The 19,062-nt window shown below is 72.7% G+C and carries 15 protein-coding genes; 9 read left to right on the forward strand and 6 right to left on the reverse strand.

Annotation, left to right across the window (positions count from 1 at the left end):
- Positions 1-211 precede the first annotated feature (211 nt).
- Both ASD62_RS13745 and ASD62_RS13750 read right to left on the reverse strand, forming a co-directional pair.
- Positions 212-1,861, reverse strand: coding sequence for a DNA repair helicase XPB (locus ASD62_RS13745; protein ID WP_056916437.1), 1,650 nt, complete (start codon positions 1,859-1,861; stop codon positions 212-214).
- Positions 1,858-2,553, reverse strand: a complete 696-nt coding sequence (locus ASD62_RS13750) for a hypothetical protein (protein ID WP_056916438.1) — start codon at positions 2,551-2,553, stop codon at positions 1,858-1,860. The genes ASD62_RS13745 and ASD62_RS13750 overlap by 4 nt, the downstream gene beginning before the upstream one ends.
- A gap of 103 nt (positions 2,554-2,656) precedes the next feature.
- Between ASD62_RS13750 and ASD62_RS13755 the strand changes: the two genes are divergently transcribed.
- The gene (locus tag ASD62_RS13755; RefSeq protein WP_056916439.1) at positions 2,657-3,598 is read left to right on the forward strand and encodes a hydroxymethylglutaryl-CoA lyase; all 942 of its coding nucleotides are present in this window, start codon (positions 2,657-2,659) and stop codon (positions 3,596-3,598) included.
- Between the two features lie 17 nt (positions 3,599-3,615).
- Here ASD62_RS13755 and ASD62_RS13760 read toward each other — a convergent pair whose 3' ends face one another.
- On the reverse strand, positions 3,616-5,904 hold the full coding sequence (locus tag ASD62_RS13760) for a helicase-associated domain-containing protein (RefSeq protein ID WP_235529235.1): 2,289 nt from the start codon (positions 5,902-5,904) through the stop codon (positions 3,616-3,618).
- Between the two features lie 230 nt (positions 5,905-6,134).
- On the opposite strand from ASD62_RS13760, the gene ASD62_RS13765 reads away from it, so the two are divergent.
- Together ASD62_RS13765 and ASD62_RS13770 are read left to right on the forward strand one after the other, a co-directional pair.
- Entirely contained in the window at positions 6,135-7,046 is a 912-nt protein-coding gene (locus tag ASD62_RS13765) for a hypothetical protein (protein ID WP_056916440.1), read from the forward strand.
- Positions 7,047-7,090: 44 nt separating this feature from the next.
- The gene (locus tag ASD62_RS13770) at positions 7,091-8,020 is read left to right on the forward strand and encodes an aldose 1-epimerase family protein (protein ID WP_056916441.1); all 930 of its coding nucleotides are present in this window, start codon (positions 7,091-7,093) and stop codon (positions 8,018-8,020) included.
- A 3-nt stretch (positions 8,021-8,023) separates the two neighbouring features.
- On the opposite strand, the gene ASD62_RS13775 is transcribed toward ASD62_RS13770, so the two are convergent.
- Positions 8,024-9,337: an MFS transporter gene (locus tag ASD62_RS13775; RefSeq protein ID WP_056916442.1), complete on the reverse strand. Its 1,314-nt coding sequence runs from the start codon at positions 9,335-9,337 to the stop codon at positions 8,024-8,026.
- A 177-nt stretch (positions 9,338-9,514) separates the two neighbouring features.
- Between ASD62_RS13775 and ASD62_RS20950 the strand changes: the two genes are divergently transcribed.
- The 3 genes from ASD62_RS20950 (at position 9,515) to ASD62_RS13790 (ending at position 11,781) form a co-directional block, all read left to right on the forward strand.
- On the forward strand, positions 9,515-9,910 hold the full coding sequence (locus ASD62_RS20950; RefSeq protein WP_056916443.1) for a cold-shock protein: 396 nt from the start codon (positions 9,515-9,517) through the stop codon (positions 9,908-9,910).
- A 2-nt stretch (positions 9,911-9,912) separates the two neighbouring features.
- Positions 9,913-10,650, forward strand: coding sequence for a DUF3027 domain-containing protein (locus ASD62_RS13785; protein ID WP_056916444.1), 738 nt, complete (start codon positions 9,913-9,915; stop codon positions 10,648-10,650).
- A gap of 195 nt (positions 10,651-10,845) precedes the next feature.
- Positions 10,846-11,781: a type IV toxin-antitoxin system AbiEi family antitoxin domain-containing protein gene (locus tag ASD62_RS13790; protein ID WP_056916445.1), complete on the forward strand. Its 936-nt coding sequence runs from the start codon at positions 10,846-10,848 to the stop codon at positions 11,779-11,781.
- Positions 11,782-11,945: 164 nt separating this feature from the next.
- On the opposite strand, the gene ASD62_RS13795 is transcribed toward ASD62_RS13790, so the two are convergent.
- A complete protein-coding gene (locus ASD62_RS13795) occupies positions 11,946-12,200 on the reverse strand; it encodes a DUF2530 domain-containing protein (RefSeq protein WP_056916446.1) in 255 nt (84 codons plus the stop codon).
- 54 nt (positions 12,201-12,254) lie between these two features.
- Between ASD62_RS13795 and ASD62_RS13800 the strand changes: the two genes are divergently transcribed.
- From ASD62_RS13800 to ASD62_RS13810, 3 genes are all read left to right on the forward strand, one after another.
- Complete coding sequence (locus ASD62_RS13800) at positions 12,255-13,766, forward strand: NCS2 family permease (RefSeq protein WP_056916447.1); 1,512 nt, start codon at positions 12,255-12,257, stop codon at positions 13,764-13,766.
- Positions 13,767-13,922: 156 nt separating this feature from the next.
- Positions 13,923-14,969 carry an ATP-binding cassette domain-containing protein gene (locus tag ASD62_RS13805; RefSeq protein WP_056916448.1) on the forward strand — a complete coding sequence of 349 codons (1,047 nt, stop codon included), beginning with the start codon at positions 13,923-13,925 and terminating at the stop codon, positions 14,967-14,969.
- Entirely contained in the window at positions 14,966-15,823 is an 858-nt protein-coding gene (locus ASD62_RS13810; protein ID WP_056916449.1) for an ABC transporter permease, read from the forward strand. The genes ASD62_RS13805 and ASD62_RS13810 overlap by 4 nt, the downstream gene beginning before the upstream one ends.
- On the opposite strand, the gene ASD62_RS13815 is transcribed toward ASD62_RS13810, so the two are convergent.
- Positions 15,807-18,935, reverse strand: coding sequence for a BTAD domain-containing putative transcriptional regulator (locus tag ASD62_RS13815; RefSeq protein WP_056916450.1), 3,129 nt, complete (start codon positions 18,933-18,935; stop codon positions 15,807-15,809). The genes ASD62_RS13810 and ASD62_RS13815 overlap by 17 nt on opposite strands.
- Positions 18,936-19,062: the final 127 nt, after the last annotated feature.

Raw genomic sequence — 19,062 nt, forward strand, 5'->3', positions numbered from 1 at the left:
ATGGCCCCCGGCGATGGGGAGAGGTCCCCGCCTCACGTCCACGTGGGTATGGCGTCGAGCCGAGTTCTGTTGCAGCACAACGGAACCCAGCGGACGCTGAACGTGTGGTCACCTCGAGGGGAGAGCTCCCCTTCCGCGCTGAGGGGTGGGGATCTGCCGCTTCACCAGCTGGTGAGTCGGCCGATTCCCGCCCCTCGGCGGGACGGCGTGGTCAGGCGGGGACGTCGCCCAGGTCGTCGGCGTCGACGATGCGGTAGGCATAGCCCTGCTCGGCGAGGAACCGCTGCCGGTGCGCGGCGAACTCGGCGTCCACGGTGTCGCGGGCGACCACCGAGTAGAAGTGCGCCGTGCGGCCGTCGCCCTTGGGACGCAGCACCCGGCCGAGGCGCTGGGCCTCCTCCTGCCGGGACCCGAAGGTGCCGCTCACCTGGATGGCGACGCTGGCCTCGGGCAGGTCGATCGAGAAGTTCGCGACCTTGGAGACGACCAGCAGGTCGATCTCACCGACGCGGAAGGCCTGGAACAGCTTCTGGCGCTCGGCCACCGAGGTGGCGCCGGTGATGACCTCGGCCCCGAGGCGCTGGGAGAGCTCGTCCAGCTGGTCGAGGTACTGGCCGATGACGAGCGTGGGCTCGCCCCGGTGCTGGGCGACGATCTTCTCCACCACGGGGATCTTGACCGGGCTGCACGAGGCGAGGCGGTAGCGGTCCTCGGGCTCCGCAACGGCATACGCGAGGCGCTCGCTGTCGGGGAGCGTGACCCGCACCTCCACGCAGTCGGCCGGCGCGATGTAGCCCTGCGCCTCGATGTCCTTCCACGGGGCGTCGTAGCGCTTCGGGCCGATGAGCGAGAAGACGTCGGCCTCGCGGCCGTCCTCGCGCACGAGCGTGGCGGTGAGGCCGAGGCGACGGCGGGCCTGGAGGTCGGCCGTCATCCGGAAGATCGGGGCCGGGAGCAGGTGCACCTCGTCGTAGACGATGAGGCCCCAGTCGCGGGCGTCGAGCAGGTCGAGGTGCGTGTAGACGCCCTTCCGCCGGGTCGTGAGCACCTGGTAGGTCGCGATGGTGACCGGGCGGATCTCCTTGCGGGCACCGGAGTACTCGCCGATCTCCTCCTCGGTGAGGCTGGTGCGCTTGATCAGCTCGTCGCGCCACTGCCGGGCCGAGACGGTGTTGGTCACGAGGATCAGCGTGGTGGCCTTGGCCTGGGCCATCGCCCCGGCGCCGACGAGGGTCTTGCCGGCGCCACACGGGAGGACGACCACGCCGGAGCCGCCGTGCCAGAACCCGTCGACCGCCTGCTGCTGGTACGGCCGCATCGACCAGTCGGCGTTGTCCAGGTCGATCCGGTGGGCCTCGCCGTCGACGTACCCCGCCTCGTCCTCGGCGGGCCAGCCGACCTTGAGCAGCTCCTGCTTGAGGTGGCCCCGCTCGGACGGGTGGACCAGGACGCGGTCGGCGTCGATGCGCTCACCCATGAGCGGCTTGATCTTCTTGTGCCGCAACACCTCCTCGAGCACCGGGCGGTCCGTGGTCCGCAGCAGCAGGCCGTGCTCGGGGTCCTTCTCGAGGGTGAGGCGGCCGTACCGGTCCATCGTGTCGGCGACGTCCACGAGCAGGGCGTGCGGCACGGCATACCGGCTGAACGTGATGAGCGCGTTGACGACCTGCTCGGCGTCGTGCCCCGCGGCCCGGGCGTTCCACAGGCCCAGCGGCGTGACCCGGTAGGTGTGGATGTGCTCAGGGGCGCGCTCGAGCTCGGCGAACGGGGCGATCGCCCGACGCGCCTCCTCGGCGCGCGGGTGGTCGACCTCGAGCAGGAGCGTCTTGTCGCTCTGGACGATCAGCGGTCCGTCGGTCACGGACTGGTCGACCCACCCACGGCAGCGATACCGACGAGGCCGGCGATGGCGAGCACGACGAGGACGACCGTGACGGCCAGGGCGATCCAGCCCCACCTGGTCCACTTGCCCATCTCGGAGGGCTGGTCCTTCTTGGTCACCGCGATGATCGCGAAGACCAGGGCGGGGATGCCGATGCCGCAGCCACCGATGGTCAGCAACCCGGACACGACGAGGAGCGCGATCGTGCTGCCGCTCAGGGAGCCGGACGCGGGTCCGCCTCCGTACGGAGCCTGTCCGTAGGCCGGGGCGGGCGCGCCGTAGCCGGCCTGGCCGTAGCCGGGAGGCGGCGGGGGCGTGCCGGGGGCGCCGTGCTGGGAGGCCACCTCACCCTGGGTGGGGTAGCTCGGGGCGGCCGGCGGCGCGGCATACGGGTTCTGCGCAGCAGGGTCCGGGGAGGCGTACGGGTTCTGCGGAGCATCCGCCGCCGGCGGGGCGCTGTACGGGCTCTGGGGCGCCGCGGGAGGCGGGGGCACCGACGACTCGGTCGGGACCTGCTGGGTGTCACCACCGGTCGGCAGCTGCTCGGTGTGCTCCGTGGCTCCGGCCGACGACGGCGAGCCGTAGGACGGCGCGTCGCTGGGAGCCGTCGGGTCGCGGAAGATGTCGTCTCCGCGGTCCTCGGTGCTGTCGTTCCTGGGGGTGTCGCTCATGCGATGTCCTTCAGCCGGGTCCGGTACTGCGCCCAAATCTAACCTGCGCCGCCGGACCCGGTGTCCGGCAACCACGAATCCGGGCAGTGGCAGGATCAGGGACGTGACCACCGGACTGCCGCAGCTCGAGCCCGCCACCGACCTGCCCGGGGCCGTGACCATCTACGAGGTGGGTCCGCGCGACGGGCTGCAGAACGAGAAGACCGTCGTCGCCGCCGAGGTGAAGGCGGAGTTCGTGCGGCGCCTCGCAGCTGCCGGACTGCGGACGATCGAGACGACGTCGTTCGTCCCCGCAGCCTGGGTCCCGCAGCTGGCGGATGCCACCGAGGTGCTCGCGCTCCTCGGCGACGCCGGCAAGGGTCCGCAGCGCCCCGTCCTGGTCCCGAACGAGCGAGGGCTCGACCGGGCCCTGGAGGCCGGGGTCGGGGCGGTGGCGATCTTCGGCAGCGCCACGGAGACGTTCGCCCGCAAGAACCTCAACCGCACGGTCGAGGAGTCGATCGCGATGTTCGCGCCGGTCGTCGACCGGGCGCGCCAGTCGGGCCTGTGGGTCCGCGCCTACCTGTCGATGTGCTTCGGCGACCCGTGGGAGGGACCGGTGTCGGTCGACCAGGTCGCCGACGTCGCGGTGCGGCTGATGGACCTCGGCGCGGACCAGCTCTCCCTCGGCGACACCATCGGGGTCGGCACGACCGGGCACGTGAGCCGGTTGCTCGACGCCCTGCAGGCCCGCGGCATACCGGCCGACCGGGTCGGCGTGCACTTCCACGACACGTACGGCCAGGCGCTCGCGAACACGATGACGGCGCTGCGGCACGGCGTGACCGTCGTCGACGCCTCCACCGGCGGCCTGGGCGGGTGCCCCTACGCCAAGAGCGCCACCGGCAACCTCGCCACCGAGGACCTCGTCTGGGCCCTCGACGGTGCGGGGGTGCAGACCGGGGTCGACCTCGCGTCGCTCGTCGAGACGAGCACGTGGATGGCCGAGCAGCTCGGGCGCCCGTCTCCGTCGCGGGTGGTGAAGGCACTCGCCGGGGGCGACTGACCGGCGCCGGTCGGGCGTCAGCCGACGGCAGCGCCGGTGACGCGGTGGATCGACAGGGTGCGGTTCAGGCCCTCGGTGGTCCCGTGGACGCGGCCGCCCTCGACCCGCTCGGGGTAGAACAGCAGCCGCTGGACCCGACCGTCCGCGTCGGAGTACCCGAGCCAGACGGCCTGACGGTCGGCGGCGGCGTCACGCAGCACGGCGAGGGTGGTCGTCGGGTCGGTGCTCGGCAGGCTGGGTCCGGGGCGCGTGGCCACCTGTTCGCGGTGGTAGTCCGCCGCCGCCTCCCCGGCCCGTAGCGCGCCGACCAGGGTGGTGACGAGCTCGTCGTCGACACCCGTGGCCGTGACGGGGGAGGTGCGTCGCTGCAGTGGCGTCCGGTGCCGTCCCGCCTGCGGGACGACGATTCCGCCGTCCGGGGTCTCGGCCGCGGGGGCGAAACCGTTCTCCCGCAAGAAGTCCACGACGGTCTCGGCCGCCACGGGGGAGACGAGGACGGTCGGGGCGATGCTGCGCAGCTGGAGGGGCGACAGCGCCCGCTCGGCGAGCATGGCTCCCAGCGTGGTCTCGTCGTCGCACCGGATGTAGGCGCGCATCGCCCCGACCCGCGCCTGGCCGTGGCGTCGTGCGACGTCGCGGACGAGGTAGTCGAGGGGTTGCGGGACGGGGGTGTGGCTGGCGTCGCTGAGGGTGCCCACCACCTGGTCGACCGACCACCCGGCGTCGAGCGCGCGCCGCACCGAGTCGGGGGTGAAGCGGTAGACCGTCGCGCCACCGCGCGACTCGACGTCGGCGACCAGACGCATGAAGGTCGCGAGGCCTCCGGCCAGGGGACCGGGTGCGATGGCGGTGAGGTCGGCCTGGAGGAGCACGTGCTCGACGGGGTCGGGCAGGTGGGGCTGCATCGCCGCGGCGAGGGAGGACTGGTCGCGCCCCTCGAGCAGGGCCCGCCCCGCGGTGGAGAGCGCGCCGCGTCCGGTGACGCCCAGCCACTCGGCCTCGCGGAGGGTGGCGGCGATGACGGCCTCGAGGGTGCCGGGGACGCGACGGGGCCGCCGCCAGCGCAGGGCGTTCGCGACGGACGCCGGTGCCGGGGCCAGCCCGGTGGGGGCGTCGCCGAGCTGGTCGAGGACGTCCCGGCGAAGACCCCTGGCCGGTGGCCAGTGGGCGTCCGGGCCGAGGGCGTTCACGGTGCCCGACGCGCCCGCAGGGGTGGTGCCGACGAGGTGGGGTGCGCGGGTCGTGAGGAGCCAGGCCCGCGCGACCACTGCCCAGCGCTGGTCGCCGGGCTGCTGCTGCCACTCGTCGTACGCCGGCGTCGGAGCCCACGACGGGTCGAGCGAGCCGTCGTCGGCGAGGAGGCCGGCGGCATACGCGAGCTCGACGACGAAGGCCGCCCGCGTCTCGTCGACGTCGAGGACCGAGCCGATCCGCTTGAGGTCGCGCACGGCGAGGCCACCCGACCGCAGCACGCGTGGCGGTCGCAGCCCCCACTCGGCAGCGAGCTCGTCGACCAGGGCGAGGAGGTCGGTGACCTGCTGACCGGCGGCGGCGTCGACCGCGTCCGGGGTGCGGTCCTCGCCGTGGAGGTCGGGTGAGGTGAGGGCGGGTTCGGCGTGGCTGCGGCCGCCGCGCAGCGCCAGGGCGACCTCGCGCGGCAGGGCGATCTGCTCACCGCCGACCGAACGCACGAGGTGGTGCTCGAGCAGCCAGCGCGCACCCTCGGCCACGCGGTCCGGGGTCCCGGTCGGGAGCACCGCCATCGGCGGTCCCCAGGTGAGGCGGTCGAGGATGGCACGGGCGGCCGGTGGCGCGTCGGAGACGGCGGCGACCACGGCGTCGGCAGGCGGCGCGGGGGCCGCGCCGGGCAGGTCGGTCGCGCGGGGGCCGAGTCCGGCGGGGTGGACGAGCACCTCGCCGACCGTGCGCACGACTCGCAGGCCCTCGGGGCTGCGCCAGAGCAGGGCCACCGTCCAGAGGTCGTCGAGCAGGGGCTGCACCTCGGCCGCGGTCGACCCGAGCAGGGCCGCGACGGTCGACGGCTGCACCGGCGACGAGCTGGTCGCGGGAGCGGTCAGGGCCGCCTCGAGGACCTGGAGGTGGGCCAGGTCGAGGGAGTCGACGGCGCGCTGGACGCTGGCGCGGGTGCTCGCCCGGGCCGCGAGGGCCGACAGGTCCGCAGGCGCCGGGCGGGCCAGGTCCTGCCGGCGGTGCAGGAGAGCGCGGAGCTCGTCATCGGTGCGCCCCCGGACGTCGTCGGCCATCGACCGGACGGCCGTGGGCTGGGGGCGGGACTTCGGGGGCACCGGACCACGGTAGTCGGCCGCCGTGAGGTCGCGTACCGCGTGACCGAGGGCCGGGTGTGGGTCTCGTCCCGGCCGGGTGCTGTGCCGGGGCTCCGCCTGGTCCTGGCCCGGTCCTGTGCCGGGTCCGGGGCGGGCTCCGAGGCGGGCTCCGGGGCGGGGTCGAGTTTGGCGCGATTCCCAGTTGAACCACAGGTTCCCGAGGGATGATGCACAGAGCGAGAGGAGCCGCCATGTCGGAGCCCACCGGACCCACGGGGCCCATTGACCCGGTCGATCCCACCCGGCCGATGCCCACGCCGCACCCGGGGCAGCAGCCCGCACAGGGGCAGCCGCCGGCACAGGGCCAGCCGCCAGCACAGGCGTCCCGGCAGGAGTCGTTCCCGTCGGCCACGTCCGAGGCGGCCCACGCGGCACCGGCACGGCCCGCGGGACCAACCGGCACGGCCGGGCCGACCAGCACCGCCGGGGCGACCGGTCCCACGCCGCCCAAGGGACCCAACCTCTGGCGCCAGGCCACCTCCACCACCGGCGGCACGATCGCGCTCATCGTCGCCTCCGTGCTCACCCTGCTTCTCGTGGTCGGCGTGCTCGGCGTCGGTGCGGTGGCCGTCGTCCGGACGGTGGCCGGGCACGACGGTGACCGGATGGGCCAGATGCATGGCCGCAGCGACAGCGCCCCGGGCCAGCAGCGCCGCCTCGAGAACGGCCCGATGGGCCGCGGCCAGCTGCCCGGCACCGAGGACGGTCCCGGCAAGGGCCACGGCAACGGCAACGGCAAGGGCAAGCCGAACGGCAACGGCAACGGCAACGGCAACGGTCTCGGTGGTGGCCTTGGTGGCGGCCTCGGCATGGGCTCGATGATGGGTGGGGCAGCCGCCCTCGGCGACGTGCAGCACGGCGAGTTCACCGTGCAGGACGCCACCGGCAAGGCGGTCGTCATGACCCTCCAGCGGGGCACGGTCACCGCCGCGTCCAGCACGTCGGTCACCGTCAAGAGCGCCGACGGCTTCAGCGCCACCTACGTCATCGACGACACCACCCGAGGCCGTGCCGGTGCGCTGGCCAAGGACGACGTGGTCCTCGTCCTCGCGCGGAAGGACGGCAGCAAGGCCGTGTCCGTCCGGGTCGTCCGCGGCGCCTGACCACCGCAACGGCGGACCCGCTGCCGGGCCAGTAGCGTGAGCCCGTGAGCACCTCTCCCAGCGGCGAGCAGTGGACCCTCCGGAACGGACGTCAGGAGGCCACCGTCGTCGAGGTGGGCGGCGGGCTGCGGACCTACACGGTCGACGGGGTCGACGTGGTCGCCGGTTACGCCGAGGACGAGTTCTGCCTCGCCGGTCGTGGGCAGGTGCTCATGCCCTGGCCCAACCGCATCCGGGGTGGGCGGTACACGTTCGCCGGCGTCGACCACCAGCTGGCCCTCACCGAGATCCCGCTCTCCAACTCCAACCACGGCCTGGTCCGGTGGTTGCCGTGGCAGCTGCACTGGCACGACGACGACTGGTCCGCCCTCACCGTGCGCACGCGCTTGCACCCCTCGCCGGGGTGGGACGGCAGCCTGGACCTCAGCGTCAACTACGTCCTGGACGACGACGGCCTCACCGTGAGCGCGCACGCGGTCAACGTGGGGAGCTCGCCCGCACCGTTCGGGTATGGCGCGCACCCCTACGTCGCCCTCGGGGAGACCCGGCTCGCCGATGTCGAGCTGACCATCCCCGCCACGCGTGAGGTGCTCGTCGACGAGCAGATGATCCCGGTCGCCACCGAACCGGTCCGGCCCGAGACGGACTTCCGCGAGGGGCGGGCTCTGGGCAGCACGAGTCTGGACACGGCATACACGGACCTCGCGCGGACCCGCGCGGACGGTGGGTGGGAGGTCGTCGTCGGCGGGCTCGCCACCGGCGAGGTGCGGGTCTGGGGCGACCGGGCGCTGGACTGGGTGCAGGTGTTCACGGCCAAGGGCGCCGACACCGGGGTCAAGGGAACCCGCGGCATCGCCGTCGAGCCGATGTCGTGCCCGAGCAACGCGTTCAACTCCGGGGACGGGCTGGTGGTCCTCGAACCCGGTCAGGACTGGTCGGCGACCTGGGGCATGAACCCCAGCCACCTCGCCTGAGCCTCAGACGGGTCGGGCCCCTGCCGGGTCGACGACCGGCACGACCTGGTCACCCGTGAGGCCGTTGACCTCGGGCGGGATCCGGCGCTCGACGGCAAGGGCGAGCAGGGCCATGGCGCCACAGCTGACGACGAGCATGGCGATGAACTCCGCTGACCACCGGTGGTTGAGCATGAACCCGGCGACGACAGGTCCCAGGATCGTGCCGGCCTGGAACGCTCCGGCACTGACCGCGTTGTAGCGACCGCGCAGGTGGTCCGGGGCCATGTCGTTGGTGATGGCGGGGATGGTCGGCTGCAGCAAGGTCTCCCCGAGCGCGAACAACGCGTGGAAGGCCAGCACCCCACCGGCTGCGACGAGGGTGCCAGGGGCGAACCCGGTGAGCCCGAGCGCCACCCAGGCGGCAGCCCACAGGGCGGCCATGACGAGCAGCACCCGCGTGCGGCGGCGACCGGTGATGCGGTGCAGGACGGCGAACTGCAGACCCACGATCACCGCGGTGTTGAGGGCGAAGGCGAAACCGATCACCTCGGTCGGCACCTCGCTGACCTGACGGGCGAAGGCGGGGAACCCGGCCTCCATCTGGCCGTACCCGACGAACGTGCCGAGGAACGTCAGCACGGTCATCCACACGACGGCCGGCTGGCGGACGATGTCGAGGTAGGAGCCGCCGGACCCCTCGGTGCCCTCCGGCTTCTCGGCGCGGCCGTGGACGTGGCGCAGGGGGCCGAGCAGGAGGCCGATCGGCACGAGCATGCTCGCGGCGTCGGCGAGGAAGATGACGGTGAACGACGTGGGGTTGTGGACGTCGGCGTAGAGGCCACCGATGACCCCGCCGAGGCCGATGCCGAGGTTGACCAGGGCGAAGTTGACGCCGAAGTACTGCTGGCGCGCAGGACCGGTGGTGACGGCCGCGACGAGGGCGTTGAACGCGGGCCAGGACACCCCGAAGTTGAAGCCGAGGAACGCGAACGCCAGCGCCACCGTCCACGGCGTCGTCGCGAACGCCAGCACGACGCAGCCGACCAGCTGGGCGCTCGTGGCGAGCAGGAGCATCCGGCGGGCCCCGACCCGGTCGGTCAGGGCGCCACCGGGGCCGGTGACCGCGAGCGCCACGACGGCGATGAACGCCATCAGGGCGCCGGCGAGGTCGAGCGAGATGCCCCGGACCTCGTTGAGGTAGATGACGGTGAACGGCAGCGTCAGGCCGCGCCCCAGCGTCTGGACGGCCACGGTCGACAGCAGCCAGCGACCTTCGACCGACAGGTCTCCCCAGAACTGGCGCACGCTCTGCCGCTGGCTCGAGGACTCACTCACGGCTCCATCCTCGCGCACGGCACCGACAGTCCCGAACCGGTTTTCCGGCCACGAGGGGCCCGGGTGACGCGCGCAGGGCCACCCGGCACGCGGCATACCCGGAAAGGATTTGGCACCACCCGATAGCCTTGCGATGCGCACAGAGCGCACCCAAACTTTCGACGTAGAGGTGGACCAGTGCCCACTGGCAAGGTCAAGTGGTACGACGCGGAGAAGGGCTTCGGCTTCATCTCCGGTGACGACGGCAGCGACGTGTTCCTCCACGCGAACGCGCTGCCCGAGGGCGCGAGCACGCTCAAGGGCGGTGCCCGCGTCGAGTTCAGCGTGGCCGAGGGCCGTCGTGGGACGCAGGCGCTCCAGGTGACCCTGCTCGAGCCGGCGCCGAGCGTGACGGCCGGCAAGCGCGAGCAGAACCGCAAGTCGCCCGAGGACCTCGCCCCGCTCGTCGAGGACGCCATCAAGCTGCTCGACAGCACCAGCAACTCCCTGCGTCGGGGCCGCCGCCTCGACAAGGAGCACGGCACCAAGGTCGCCGCGGTCCTGCGCTTTCTCGCCGACCAGCTGGAGCCGTGAGCATGGCCACCCCCAAGAAGGACCCGGTGCTCGAGGGCGCCGTCGACCTGGCCCGTGAGGCCGCCGAGTCCATCGCGGAGGCCGGCACCGTCGGCGAGCACCTCGGCATGGAGCTCGACGAGGAGCGCCTCGGGACCCACTACTTCGCGTGCACGGCCCGGGCGTACCCCGGCTGGCGCTGGGCGATCACCGTCGCCCGGGTGCCGCGCGGCAAGTCGGCCACGGTGTGCGAGACCAACCTCGTCCCCGGTGACGGCGCGCTGCTGTCGCCGGAGTGGCTGCCGTACGCCGACCGCATCGCCCCAGGAGACCTCGGTGCCGGCGACGTCCTGCCCTACAAGGAGGACGACCCGCTGCTCGAGCCCGGGTTCGAGGCCACGGGTGACGAGGAGGTCGACGAGCTCGCGACGTACGAGCTCGGGCTCGGCCGCAAGCGCGTGCTGTCCGCCGAGGGCCGCGAGGCAGCGGCCCAGCGCTGGTACGAGGGTGAGAACGGCCCGCACGCCGAGGTCGCCGAGAAGGCCTCCTCGCCCTGCTCGTCCTGCGGGTACTTCCTCCCGATGGCAGGTGCCCTCCGGTCTTTTTTCGGCGTGTGCGCCAACGCCTGGTCGCCTTCCGACGGTCGCGTCGTGAGTCTTGACCACGGCTGCGGCGCCCACTCCGAGGTCGACGCCGAACCCGCCGAGCACGTCCACACCGGGGAACCGATCGTCGACGAGCTGAGCTACGACCTCGTCTGAGGGACGTCCCCCCTCCGCCCTCTTCCGCAAAGCGGGTGTCGTTCGGCAACACGGGACTTATTTGTCCTGGCATTGCCGAACGACACCCGCTTCGTCGTGTCGGCGGTTTCCACAGGCGCGCACTCGTGGGACCGCCGTCCACGGCTGCCGCTGGCGTCCGTTGGCCACGGCCGGTGACGGCACCACCCTCTCGGCATGGACTCGCAGGCAACCGCGTTGGTGGAGGCGCAGGGTGGAGTCGTCGGTGCCGGCCAGCTCGCCCGGTTGGGCATCCCCGCGTATGACGTGCAGAGCTGGGTCGCGCGCGGCTACCTGCGCCGGGTACGCCGAGGAGCCTTCGTCGCCGGCCGCCGATGGGACGACGCGGACGGCGACGAGCAGTACCGCATGACGGTGATGGCGGTGATGCGTTCACGGCTGGACGGAACGGCCGGCGCGGTCGAGGCAGCCAGTCACCAGGCCGCACTCGCTCTCCACCGACTGCCCCTGTGGCACGTCGACCGCCGCCTCGTCGTGCTCAGCGGCGACGTGCAGCAGTCCACGACCGTGGCAGGGCTTCGGGTCATGCCGCTCCGGTCGATGGCTTCGGTGGTCGAGGTCGACGGGCTGCCCACCCTCGCGCTCGCAGACGCGGTCGTGACGACGGGCTCCGGGTCGGTCGAGGCGGGCGTGGTGGCCGCCGATGCAGCCCTGCACGGACAGGCAGCCACCACCGACGACCTGCACGCCGCCGCCGACCGGCTCCTGCCCGGGCTGCGTGGACGGGCCCGGGTTCGACGGGTGCTGGCGGCGATGGACCCGCTGGCAGAGTCGCCGGGCGAGAGCCGGACCCGACTGGTGCTGTCGGCCCTGGGGCTCCCCGTCGAGTCGCAGGTGGTCGTCCGGGACGAGCAGGGTGGGTTCGTCGGCCGGGTCGACTTCCTCGTCGCCGGGCGCGTGGTCGTCGAGTTCGATGGTGCGGTGAAGTACGGCGGCGCCGACGGTCGGGACGGCCTCGTCGCAGAGAAGAGGCGCGAGGACCGGCTGAGGTCCCTCGGTTACGAGGTGGTCCGTCTGACCTGGGCCGACCTCGCCCATCCTGCGCGGATGCTGGCCCAGATCAGGGCTGCCCTCCTGCGTCGCGCCGCCTGACCTGCTCGCCAGCACGCCGCGCACGGGTGACGTGCGCGCCATACCGTCGTCCCGGTAGCCGTGCCCCGGGCCTCACTGACCCGACAAACCGAGTGTCGTGTGGCAAAACCGGGACAAATAAGTCCCGTGTTGCAGAAGGACACCCGCTTCGCGGAGAGGAGGGGTTATTCGGCGCCGGCGGCGTTGCCGCGGCCGCGTCTCACGTAGGAGAAGCCGAGCAGGCCGAGCACGATCGCGGCCACGCAGGTCCAGGGCCACCAGTGGCGGTCGCCCTGGTGCAGGGCCGGGACGACGAGGGTGACGACCAGTGCCACGAGCCACGCGACGGTGCCCCACAGGGTGACGGTCGCGCTGCTCAGCGAGAGCGGCTGGAGCTCGTCCGACGCGGGGGAGTCGGGGTGCCGGTGCGACTCGCTCATGCGTGCAGCCTATCTTTCACACCGCCGCAACACGCAGGCCCTACTCTGCTGCCCATGGCGAAGTCCTCACCCACCTCCAAGCCTGCGACGGCCTCGGCCGCCAGTGCCCCCACCAGCGGACTCGACGGGTTCTTCCGGATCACCGAACGCGGCTCGACCATCCCGCGGGAGATCCGCGGTGGCCTGGTCACGTTCTTCACGATGGCGTACATCGTCGTGCTGAACCCCCTCATCATCGGCACCCAGCAGGACGGCACCGGCCAGTTCCTCGGCGGCGGTGACATCGTCAAGGCGCAGACCCTCGTGGCTGCCGGGACGGCGCTCGTCGCCGGCGTGATGACCCTGCTCATGGGGGTCGTCGCGAACTACCCCCTCGCGCTCGCGACCGGCCTGGGGCTGAACGCGTTCGTGACGTTCGGCATCGCCAAGCTCCCCGACATGACGTGGGCGGACGCGATGGGCCTGATCGTCATCGAGGGCGTGATCATCCTCGTCCTCGTGCTGACCGGGTTCCGGCAGGCGGTGTTCCGCGCCATCCCGGCCGAGCTGAAGACCGCGATCTCCGTGGGCATCGGCCTGTTCATCACGATCATCGGCCTGGTCGACGCGGGCTTCATCCGCCGCACCGGCACGGGCCCGGTCCCGGTCGAGCTCGGCATCGGCGGCACCCTCAACGGCTGGCCGTCGCTCGTCTTCGTCATCGGCGTCCTCGCGATCATCCTCATGATGGTCCGCAAGGTGAAGGGCGCGATCCTCTACGGCATCGTCGGCGGCACGGTGCTGGCGATCATCGTCGAGGCGATCGGCAACATCGGTGGACAGTTCGACGCGACCGGCAAGTTCGTCAACCCGGCCGGCTGGGGCCTGAACGTCCCGACCCTGCCCAAGACCATCGTCGAGGTGCCCGACTTCTCGCTGCTGGGCAACTTCAGCATCCTCGGCTCGTTCAGCAAGATCGGCGTGGTCGCCGCGGTGCTGCTCGTCTTCACCCTGCTGCTCGCCGACTTCTTCGACACCATGGGCACGATGGTCGCGGTCGGCGCCGAGGGCGGGCTGCTCGACAAGAACGGCAACCCGCCGAACTCCGACAAGATCCTCATGGTCGACTCGGTCGCCGCGATCGCGGGTGGTGTCGGCTCGGTCTCGTCCAACACGTCGTACATCGAGTCGGCCGCTGGTGTCGGCGAGGGCGCCCGCACGGGTCTGGCCTCGGTCGTCACGGGCGTGATGTTCCTCTTCGCGACGTTCCTCGCCCCGCTGGTCAAGGTCGTCCCGTACGAGGCCGCAACACCCGCGCTCGTCGTCGTCGGCTTCCTCATGATGCAGCAGGTCAAGGGCATCGACTGGGACGACCTCGAGATCGCGATCCCCGCGTTCCTCACGATCGTCCTGATGCCGTTCACCTACTCGATCACCGCGGGCATCGGTGCCGGCTTCGTCGTCTACACCCTCATCAAGGCGGCCCGCGGCAAGGCCGCCCAGATCCACCCGCTGCTGTGGACCGTGTCCGTCCTCTTCGTCATCTACTTCGCGATCACCCCGATCAAGGAGCTGCTCGGAGTCTGACCGGGCGCGGGTCCGGGCACCCGCACCACCACGTATGCCGCGTGGCCCCGCGAGGGGGCCGCGCGGCATACGTGCGTGTGGGGCGGTGCGACCGCCCACCGGGAGGCGAAGGCGTCGTGAAACCGCGGTGAAAGCGTCGTCGCGCATGCTGGTGCCATGAACTCCACCAACACACTCGCCGTCCGCGCGCAGGGCCTGGTCAAGACGTTCGGCGACCAGCGCGCCGTCGACGGCATCGACCTCGAGGTCCACCGTGGCGAGGTCTTCGGCGTCCTCGGGCCCAACGGTGCCGGCAAGACCACGATGCTCAAGATGCTCGCCACGCTGCTGCCGATCGACGGCGGCACCGCTGAGGTCTTCGGTCACGACGTGAGCCGGGAGGGCCACGTCGTGCGGCAGCTGCTGGGCGTGACGGGGCAGTACGCCTCGGTCGACGAGAACCTCACAGCCACCGAGAACCTCCTGCTGTTCGGTCGCCTCCAGGGACTGAGCCGTGGTGAGTCCCGGCGGCGGGCGGGGACCCTGCTCGAGCAGTTCGACCTCACCGAGGCCGCGGCCAAGCCGATCAGCGCCTTCTCCGGCGGGATGAGGCGCCGGCTCGACCTCGCCGCGAGCCTCATCACGCGGCCGCCGTTGATCTTCCTCGACGAACCCACCACCGGGCTCGACCCGCGCACCCGCGGCCAGATGTGGGACACCATCCGCGAGCTCGTGACCGAGGGGTGCACCGTGCTGCTCACGACCCAGTACCTCGACGAGGCCGACCAGCTCGCCGACCGCATCGCCGTCATCGACCGGGGCGTCAAGGTCGCGCAGGGCACGTCCGACGAGCTCAAGTCCTCGGTGGGCCGCAGCTCGCTCGTGCTGCACCTCGCCGACCCGGCCGACCTCCAGGCGGCCACCGAGACCGCGCGCCGCCTCGTCGGCGAGGAGCCGGTGCCCTCACCCGAGTCGCGGCGCCTCGCCGTCCCGCTCGAGCGCAGCGACCAGGCCGTCGACGTGCTCGTCGCCCTCCGCGAGCAGGGGGTCGGGATCGAGTCGCTCACCGTCCAGAAGCCCTCGCTCGACGAGGTGTTCATGGCCCTCACCGGCCACGGCACCGACCCGTCCGACCCGTCCGGCACGTCCGGCACGTCCGGCACGTCCGGCACGGCGTCCTCCACCACGTCCACCACCACGTCAGAGCTGGAGGCCGCATCATGACCACCACCACCAACCCCGGTGCGAACCCGACCACGACACCCACCGGCGCCGACCGGCCCGCGGTCCTGGACCGCCAGCTGTCGACCCACGTCTCCCTGCGCGACACCGTCGCCCAGACGATGACGCTGGCCTGGCGCTCGACCATGAAGATGCGGCGCAACTTCGAGCAGCTCTTCGACGTCACGATCCAGCCGCTGCTGTTCACGGCGATGTTCGCCTACATCTTCGGTGGCGCCATCAGCGGCAGCGTCAAGGGCTACCTGCCGCTCATCATCACCGGGCTCATCGGGCAGACCGTCCTGACGGCCTGCGTCGCCACCGGCGTCCAGCTCCGCGAGGACATGGACAAGGGCGTGTTCGACCGGTTCAAGGTGCTGCCGATCGCCCGGATCGCCCCCCTGGCAGGACCGATGGTCGCCGACCTCATCCGGTACGCCATCGCCTCGACGCTGACCTTCGCCACCGGCATCGCCCTGGGCTACCGACCCGGGGGTGGGGTGCTCGGGGTGCTCGGCGCGATCCTCCTGGCCATCGTCGCCGGCTGGTCGCTGGCGTGGATCTTCACGTGGTTCGGCACGATCGGGAAGACCGCGCAGGGTGTGCAGGGCGTCTCGCTGATGGTGATGTTCCCGTTGACGTTCCTGTCCAACGCGTTCGTCCCGACGGCCACCATGCCGTCGTGGCTGCGCGCGTTCGCCGACGTGAACCCGGTCAGCCTCGTGATCACCGCGATCCGCGACCTCGCCAACGACGGTGCCGTCACGGGCCACGTCGGCTGGGCCCTCCTCGGCTGCGCGGTCGTCATCGCGGTCTTCGCCCCGCTGTCGGTGCGGAGCTTCAACCGGAAGATGTGAACCGGCGCAGCAGCTCCGACGCGTCCGGCACGAGGTCCGGACCCGGCCGCGCGCCATACTCCTGCAGGAGCTGGCCGAGGAGTCCGGGCCGGACCTCGTCGGCGAGGGCGACCAGGGGTTCCCAGGCCAGTGAGGGCAGCGTCCGGTTGTAGTTCCAGCGGCGGGCGATCGCGAGCAGCCGCACGGCGTCGTCGGTCAGCGTGGGGTCGCCGAACCGAAGTCCCCAGGCCCCGATCGCGACGAGCATCACCCCGCTGAGGGGGAGGTCGTCCATGGGCGCGCTGGTGGTGGATCCGCCCGACGACCTGGCCGAGGCGCCGAGCAGCAGGTCGCGCAGCTCGTCGGCGCGCGGGTCGGGTCCGGGAGGGCCGTGGTGGACCCGGGCGGTGAGGCCGGCGCCGGCGGCGATGGAGACCCAGGGCGTCGGCCCGCCGGTCCACCCGGGGATGTCGACCATCACCTCGACCAGGGCGCGCTCGTAGTGCGCGAAGCCGTCCTGCGTCTCACCGCGGGCCAGGGCCAGCTCGGCCCGCGCGGCGTGCAGGACCATCCGTGAGCCCAGCTGGCCGCCGTCCGGCAGCTCGCCGATCTCGTCCATCAGCGCCGCGGCCCCGTCGACGTCACCGTCGAGCAGGCGCGAGACCACCGAGGTGAAGCGCATCGAGCTCGCGTCGTCGTTCGCGTGCAGGCGCAGCAGCACCGGCCACGCGAGCTCGGCGTGGTGGGCCGCGACGTGGTGGTCCCCGACGTACATCGCGAGCTGGGACAGCTCGGTGTGCAGCGACGCCTCGAGGTATGGCGTGAGGCCGTCCTGGGCGAGCGCCTGCCGGCTGTGGGCCACGGCTGCCGCCACGTCCCCGACGTTCTCGGCCGAGATGGCTGCCCAGAGGAGGAGCATCGCGACGCGGCCGGGGTCGGGCTCGTCGGCGGTGAGCTCGACGACCCGGGAGGCGACGTCGCCACCCTCGCCCTCGACGAACATCGCGTGGGCGGCCAGCGCCATGGGGTCCCGTGACGGCCCCCACCGCAGCATGGCCCGGCGCAGGTCCGAGGTGTCCCGCCCGCGGATCCAGCTGAGGTGGATGAGCAGGAGGCCCGCGGTCTCGAACGCCGCCGACCGCTCCGTGTCGTCGCGCGGGTCCCAGTCCGCGAGGACGTTCTGCGTCGCGTCGGCGAGGGCGAAGATGCGCGCGTGGTTGCCGGTCATGGTCCACAGGCTGCTCAACGTCGCCATGAGCCGGGCCACGGTGCCCGTGTCGCCGCCCAGCAGCGCCCGGCGGAGCACGTCGGTGAGGTTGTTCTCCTCGACCAGCAGGGCGTCGACGGTGGCGTACTGGTCGGGGGAGAAGAAGACCGAACCGACCGCCGCCACGAGGTCCAGCGCCCAGGTGGTCTGCGCCTCGAGGGCCACCTCGTGGTCCCCGTGCTCGAGCAGGCGCAGCCCGGCGAACTCGCGCACCGTCTCCAGCATCCGGAACCGCGTCGCCCCGCCGATCTCCTCGACCGTGACGATCGACTGGTCGGCCAGGGCCTCGACCAGGTCCATGCCGCCCGGACCGACCACGGCGGTCGCGGAACCGGCGTCGAACCCGTCGTGGAACACCGACATCCGGGCGGCCGCGACCCGTTCGTCCTCGGTCAGCAGGTCCCACGACCACTCGATGACGGCGGTGAGGGTGCGGTGCCGTTCGGGGGCTCCCCGGTCGCGGCTGCGCAGCAGGCCGAACCGGTCGTCCAGGGCGGCCCTGATCTGCTCGACCGACATGGTCCGCGCCCGCGCCGCGGCGAGCTCGACCGCGAGCGGCAGGCCGTCGAGGCGGGCCACGACCGCCTCGATCGTGCTGGGGTCGAGGGCGACTCCGGGACGGACCGCCTGCGCGCGACGGACGAACAGGTCGGCACAGTGGTCGGGCGCCAGCTGGGTCAGCGGCACGACGCGTTCGGCGGCGATCCGCAGGGGGGCCCGACTCGTCGTGAGGATGCTGAGGTCGCGGGTGGTGGCCAGGAGGAACGCGACCAGCCCCGCGATCGCCTCCAGCAGGTGCTCGCAGTTGTCGAGCACGAGCAGGGCCGGACCGCTGTCGAGCTCCTGGGCGATGCGCCCGCGCACGTCGGCCTGCTGGGCCGGTGTCAGGGAGTGCCGCGCGGTCACCGACCCCCGGATCCCGAGGGCCGCCCCGACCTCGGCGACGACGTCGTCCCCCGACCCGAGGCCGACGAGCTCGACGACGTGCACCCTCGGCTGGGTCGCCTCGCGGGCCAGCACGTGCGCGATCCGGGTCTTGCCGATCCCCCCGGGCCCCAGCACCGTCGTGAGCCGACCCGTCGCCAGCGCCGCCCGCAGCCGCCGCAGGTCCTCCTCGCGCCCCAGGAGCTCCTCGGCGTCGAACCGCACACCGGTGCGCCGAGGGTCGTCCGCGGCGAGCAGCTCACGGTGGGTGCGCCGCACCGCCGGGTCCGGGTCCACCCCGAGCCGGTCCGCAAGGTCGCGCCGGTAGACCTCGTAGCGTTCCAGCGCGGCGGGGACGCCGTGGACCGTGGCCTCGGCCCGCAGGAGCGCCACGAGGACCTCGGGGTCGTCGGGCGTGGTGGCCGCCAGTGCCTGCAACCGCGGCAGGGCCTCGGTATGCCGCGCGGTGCCGGCCAGGGAGAGGGCCAGGACGCGCTCGGCGGCGCGCACCCGGTGGCTGGCGTCCGCGCGGAGGTCGGCGAGCGGACCGCTGCCACGGTCGCCGACGGCCACCTCGGTGGCGGCGCGGGCGGCGGGTTCGGCCTGCTCGGCGGTTCCGGACCGCCACGCCTGCTCGGCACCGTCCACGAGCTCGTCGAGCAGCCAGGCGTCCACCGCGGCACGGGGCAGGCCCAGCCGGTAGCCGCCGTCGTGACGTTCGACCAGGGAACGGTCGACGGAGCGCAGCCGCGACACCAGGACCTGCAGCGCCTTGGTCGGCTTCTCGGGAGGGTCGCCGCGCCACACCTCCTCGACGATGCGGTCGTCGCCCAGGCCGGCGGGGTGCGCGGCGAGGAGGGCGAGGAGCGCTGCCGGCCGGTCACCGGGGATGACTCGGTCGTCCCAGGTGACACGGTCCAGGAGGCGCAGCCGGGCGGTCACCCCGCCAACCCTAGGACGCTGGCGGGCTGCGGCGGGCGGGCACGCGGCATACCGGGTCGGGCACGCGCGGCCTCCCTGCTCGACCACATGCCATCCGCGCCGGGGCACGCGCTGGGTCCCTGCTCGG

Source organism: Phycicoccus sp. Root563, assembly GCF_001427915.1.
In the GTDB taxonomy this organism is placed as follows: Bacteria; Actinomycetota; Actinomycetes; order Actinomycetales; family Dermatophilaceae; genus Pedococcus.

What these genes read in the sequence shown, in the direction of transcription:
- ASD62_RS13750 (WP_056916438.1), bottom strand. Translation starts at nt 2,553, where the DNA reads ATGAGCGACACCCCCAGGAACGACAGCACCGAGGACCGCGGAGACGAC.
- ASD62_RS13765 (WP_056916440.1), top strand. Translation starts at nt 6,135, where the DNA reads ATGTCGGAGCCCACCGGACCCACGGGGCCCATTGACCCGGTCGATCCC.
- ASD62_RS13785 (WP_056916444.1), top strand. Translation starts at nt 9,913, where the DNA reads ATGGCCACCCCCAAGAAGGACCCGGTGCTCGAGGGCGCCGTCGACCTG.
- ASD62_RS13790 (WP_056916445.1), top strand. Translation starts at nt 10,846, where the DNA reads ATGGACTCGCAGGCAACCGCGTTGGTGGAGGCGCAGGGTGGAGTCGTC.
- ASD62_RS13795 (WP_056916446.1), bottom strand. Translation starts at nt 12,200, where the DNA reads ATGAGCGAGTCGCACCGGCACCCCGACTCCCCCGCGTCGGACGAGCTC.
- ASD62_RS13800 (WP_056916447.1), top strand. Translation starts at nt 12,255, where the DNA reads ATGGCGAAGTCCTCACCCACCTCCAAGCCTGCGACGGCCTCGGCCGCC.
- ASD62_RS13805 (WP_056916448.1), top strand. Translation starts at nt 13,923, where the DNA reads ATGAACTCCACCAACACACTCGCCGTCCGCGCGCAGGGCCTGGTCAAG.
- ASD62_RS13810 (WP_056916449.1), top strand. Translation starts at nt 14,966, where the DNA reads ATGACCACCACCACCAACCCCGGTGCGAACCCGACCACGACACCCACC.